The organism is Streptomyces sp. SBT349 (assembly GCF_001083795.1).
GTDB lineage: Bacteria > Actinomycetota > Actinomycetes > Streptomycetales > Streptomycetaceae > Streptomyces.
The window spans coordinates 1-4,722 of the sequence record NZ_LAVK01000530.1 but is presented as its reverse complement, the minus strand read 5'-3'; the positions used below and the strand labels follow the sequence as shown (position 1 = coordinate 4,722).

Here is a 4,722-nt window from a genome sequence, read left to right as displayed (position 1 = left end):
GGGGAAACCCCGGGCGCGAAGCGCCCGGTGGTCCCCCGGCCGGAGGCCACACGCGCCCGGCGGCCAGGCCGCCGGAGGCTCTAGCTGCCCAAGTACCGCAGCACCGCCAGGACCCGGCGGCTGTGGCCGCCCGCCGGCGGCAGGCCCAGCTTGTCGAAGATCGCGTTGATGTGCTTCTCCACCGCGCTGCGCGACACGAACAGCCGCTCGGCGATCGCCGCGTTGGTGTGCCCCTGCGCCATCTCCCGCAGCACCTCCCGCTCCCTGGCCGTGAGCCTGCTCAGCGGATCGGTGTGCGAGCTGCGCGCCAGCAGCCTCCGCACCACCTCCGGGTCGAACGCGGTCCTGCGCGCCCCCACCCGTTCCAGCGCGTCCAGGAACTCCTCGACCTCCACCACCCGGTCCTTCAGCAGGTAGCCGAGCCCCGCCGTGTCCCCGGTCAGCAGCTCCGTCGCGTACCGCCCCTCCACGTACTGCGACAGCACCAGCACCCCCACCCCCGGCCACCGCCGCCTGATCTCCAGGGCCGCCCGCAGCCCCTCGTCGCTGTGCAGGGGCGGCATCCGCACGTCCACCACCGCCACGTCCGGCGGGTCCGCCTCCACCGCCGCGAGCAGCGCCTCCGCGTCGCCCACCGCGGCCGTCACCTCGTGGCCCTCCTCGGTCAGCAGCCGCACCAGCCCCTCGCGCAGCAGCGTCGAGTCGTCCGCCAGGATCACCCGCACGGCAGCTCCGCGCTGATCACCGTGGGCCCGCCCACCGGACTCTCCACCGACAGCCGCCCGTCCAGCGCCGCCGCCCGCCGGGCCAGCCCCAGCAGCCCGCTCCCCGCCGGGTCCGCGCCGCCCCTTCCGTCGTCCTCCACCCGCACGCTCAGCACGTCCTCCCCGCCCGCCACCCGCACGGCGATCACGCGGGCCCCGGCGTGCTTGACCGCGTTGGTGACGGCCTCGGAGACGGTGAAGTACGCCGCCGCCGCCACCTGACGGCCGGGGGCCGACGCGGGACCGTAGTCGAGCCGCACCGGAAGCGGCGACCGTTCGGCCACCGCCTCCAGCGCCGCCCGCAGCCCGCCCTCGTCCAGCACCGCCGGATAGACCCGCCACGCCACCTCGCGCAGCTCGCCCAGCGCCTGCCGCGCCTCCTGGTGCGCCTGCGCCAGCAGTTCGCCCCCTTCCCCCCTGCGCCGCGCCCGGCCCAGCAGCATGCCGATCGCCACCAGCCGCTGCTGAACGCCGTCGTGCAGGTCGCGCTCGATCCTGCGGCGTTCCTCGTGCACCGCCTCCACCACCCCGGCCCGGCTCTCGGCCAGCTCGGCGATCCGCCGCTCCAGGGCGTCGCGGTGGCCGGGCCCGAAGAACCGCCGCTCCAGCGCCGTCTCCAGGGCCGCGACCGCGGAGACCGCGTAGGTGGCGAGGAAGAGCAGGAACAGCCCGCCCACGCCCCCCGGCATCACCAGGTGCCACCGGTCGAGGTAGAAGAACCAGCCCCACACCAGGATCGACGCGTACCCCGCGCCCACCACCACCGACAGCAGCACCAGCGCGCCCAGCAGCCCCACGGCCCACCGCACCGCGAGGTAGCCCCGCGCCGCCCCCACGGGTGCCGCCACCGGACCCGGCCGCTGCCCGCCGAGGAAGAACGCGAGCCTGGCCCGTTCCAGCCCGGCCATCCGGGACACGGCGGTGGCGGCGGCCCGCCCGGGCAGCGCCCCGACCAGCAGCGCCACGACGTCGAGGACGGCCGTGGCCGCCCCGCAGGCGAGCCCGGCCGCCATCAGCGCCCAGCGGCGCAGCACCGTCCTCATGCAGCCCAAGCTAGCGCGGCACCACCCGGAAGCGGACTGCGGTTTTCCGCACCCTCCCCGCTGAGGCGGCCCGCATGGCCGGACCCCGGCGGGGCTTTGTAGCGTTCTCTGTGTGATCTCATCCACCGCACCCGTTCATCTGGCCGCGTCGGCCGCGTCCTCGGAGGACCCCGGCGGCATCGCCGGGTGGGCCACCGACCTCATGGAGGCCCTTGGCGCGCCCGGCGCCGGCGCTGCCATCGCCCTGGAGAACCTGTTTCCGCCGCTGCCCAGCGAGGTGATCCTCCCGCTGGCCGGGTTCACGGCGAGCCAGGGCGACATGAGCCTGTGGGCCGCGCTGCTGTGGACGACCATAGGGTCGGTGGTCGGCGCGCTCGCGCTCTACGGCCTCGGCGCCTGGCTCGGCCGCGCGCGGCTGATCGCGATCGCCGACAAGCTGCCGCTGGTCAAGGTCGAGGACATCGAGAAGACGGAGGCGTGGTTCGCCAAGCACGGCTCCAAGGCCGTGTTCTTCGGGCGCATGATCCCGATCTTCCGCAGCCTGATCTCCGTACCGGCCGGTGTGGAGAGGATGCCGCTGACCACGTTCCTCACGCTGACCACGCTGGGCAGCGCGATCTGGAACACCCTCTTCGTGCTGGCCGGTTACCGGCTGGGCGAGGACTGGGAGCGGGTGACCGACATGGTGTCGGTCTACTCGAAGGTGGTCCTGGCCGTGGTGGCGCTGGGGGTCGTGGCGTTCATCGTCTACCGCGTCATCCGCCCGGGGAAGGGGAAACGGCGGGCCTCCTCCGACCGCTCGTAGGGGTCGTCTGATTCGTGGGTGGCTGGGGTGGGGCGGCTTCGACGCTTGGCCTAGGTGGCACGCGCTTGCCCGGGTTTCCGTGTCGTTCGGATGCACGAAAAGAGGCACCTACGGGGGGAGGGTTCGTGGGTCGGGGCCGTCCCGGTGACCGGCCAGTTTGTCGGGTGGATGAGGTGGGTGTCCGAACGGGCGCAGCGGATGACGGTGGTCTCGGGTCGGTCTGTTCGCTGTGGCTGGGGTGGCGCGCAGCTGCTGCCGCCTCTGTGCGCCCTTGTTGGTCACCAGCCGGGCCGGTGGGGCTCGTTGCCCAAACGGGCAGTGTGCCCCATCGGGCATCTGGAGGCGGGGACTGTTCTGAAACGCGAAACACTTCGTTTTAAACAGAGTGTTGAAAACAAAGCGTGCGCCGTTTGAAAACAGTCCCCGCCCTCCGATGCCCGATAGGGCAACGAACCCACCGGCCCGCTACGCAACCCCAGGCGGCGCGCGGGTGACGACGAATACGTGCGGCCAGGGCAGGCCCGAAGGGTGCGCGCCACCCCAGCCCACCACCCACAGACCGACCCAAGACCACCGCCATCCGCTGCGCCCGTCCGGACACCCACCTCATCCACCCGACAAACTGGCCGGTCATCGGGACGGCCCCGACCCACGAACCCTCCCCCCGTAGGTGCCTCTTTTCGTGCATCCGCACGAAACCCGCCACCCGGGCAAGCGCCGGCCACCTAAGCCAGGCGTAGAAGCCGCCTAGTGCCGCGTCAGGCAACGTTCGCCTTGTCGACCAGGGTTCGTAGTTGTTGATCGTCAGCGTGACGGTTCCGCCAGATGATGTAGCGGCGGATCATGCTGCCCTGCTCTTTGTGGCTGGCGTGNCTAGTGCCGCGTCAGGCAACGTTCGCCTTGTCGACCAGGGTTCGTAGTTGTTGATCGTCAGCGTGACGGTTCCGCCAGATGATGTAGCGGCGGATCATGCTGCCCTGCTCTTTGTGGCTGGCGTGGTCGGTGCCGTCGAGGGTGAAGTAGCGCAGGGCGGTGAACTGCGCCTCGATGCGGTTCAGCCAGGAGCTGTTGGTGGGGGTGTAGGCGACCTCGACGTTGTTGGCCTCGGCCCAGTTCGCCACCCGGCGGCATCGTCTGGTGGTCAGGTGCGGGGAGTAGTTGTCGCACACGATCGCGAGGCGGACTGTTGGCGGGTAGAGGGTACGCAGGTAGCGGCAGAACTCCAGGAACTTCGAGCGGTTCTTCGTCTTCTTGATGTGGCCGTAGAGCTTGTCCTTGGCCAGGTCGTAGGCGGCGAACAGGTGCCGGACTCCGTGCGGGCGGGTGTAGGTCGCACGCCGCTTGGGCCTGGGTTCGCGGTCGGGGTCCTTGTGTCGGCCGCCGCGTTCTGCCCAGTGCCGTCCCGGGTGCGGCTGGAGGTTCAGCGGCCCGAACTCATCCAGGCAGAACACCGCCTTCGGTTCGTCTTCGTCGGGTATGACCTCGCCGTCGGCGATTGCGTACAGGTGCTCGACCCGTGCTTTCTTGGCCGCGTAGTCCGGGTCGCGCGAGGTCTTCCAGGTCTTCAGGCGTTGAAAGGAGACGCCTTCCTCGCGGAGCAGGATGCGCAGGCCCTCGTGGCTGATGTCGTCGACCACCCCCTCGGCGACCAGGAAGTCCGCCAGCTTGGTCAGGCTCCAGGTCGAGAAGGGCAGGCCGTGCTCGGCCGGCTTCGACTTGGCGGTCTTCTTGATCTCGCGCCGCTCGGGAAGCGTGAAGGTCTTCGGCCGGCCGCCCTTGTACTTGGGGTAGAGGGACTCGAAGCCGTCGGCGTTGAAGTTGTGGATCACATCCCGGACCCGGTCCGCGCTGGTGAACGTCACCTCGGCGATCTTCGCCACTGCCATGCCCTGCGCGGACAGCAGCACCATCTGGGCCCGCCGCCAGGTCACCACCGACCCGGTGCCACGGCGGACGATCCGCAGCAGTCGCCTGCCCTCGTCATCATCGATCTCACGGACTTGTACTCGGTCTGCCACCCGCACAGCCTGATGGCCGCGCGCCGCCCAAGACAGAACCCCGACGGCGGGTCACATCACAAAAGGGCGAACGTTGCCTGATGCGGCACTAG

General features: G+C 70.8%; 4 protein-coding genes and 1 pseudogene. 1 reads left to right on the top strand and 4 read right to left on the bottom strand.

Annotated features, from left to right (window positions below; genetic code table 11):
* Positions 1 to 80: 80 nt before the first annotated feature.
* Positions 81 to 725, bottom strand: coding sequence for a response regulator transcription factor (locus tag ADY01_RS34125; protein WP_049580653.1), 645 nt, complete (start codon positions 723 to 725; stop codon positions 81 to 83).
* A complete protein-coding gene (locus tag ADY01_RS34120; protein ID WP_049580652.1) occupies positions 716 to 1,807 on the bottom strand; it encodes a sensor histidine kinase in 1,092 nt (363 codons plus the stop codon). The genes ADY01_RS34125 and ADY01_RS34120 overlap by 10 nt, the downstream gene beginning before the upstream one ends.
* Before the next feature lie 202 nt (positions 1,808 to 2,009).
* On the opposite strand from ADY01_RS34120, the gene ADY01_RS34115 reads away from it, so the two are divergent.
* On the top strand, positions 2,010 to 2,612 hold the full coding sequence (locus ADY01_RS34115) for a DedA family protein (RefSeq protein ID WP_078900847.1): 603 nt from the start codon (positions 2,010 to 2,012) through the stop codon (positions 2,610 to 2,612).
* A gap of 758 nt (positions 2,613 to 3,370) precedes the next feature.
* On the opposite strand, the pseudogene ADY01_RS41680 reads toward ADY01_RS34115, so the two are convergent.
* A pseudogene (locus ADY01_RS41680) lies at positions 3,371 to 3,484 on the bottom strand (transposase); the annotation flags it as partial.
* Positions 3,485 to 3,496: 12 nt separating this feature from the next.
* Entirely contained in the window at positions 3,497 to 4,630 is a 1,134-nt protein-coding gene (locus ADY01_RS34110; protein WP_234320523.1) for an IS630 family transposase, read from the bottom strand.
* Between the last annotated feature and the right edge of the window lie 92 nt (positions 4,631 to 4,722).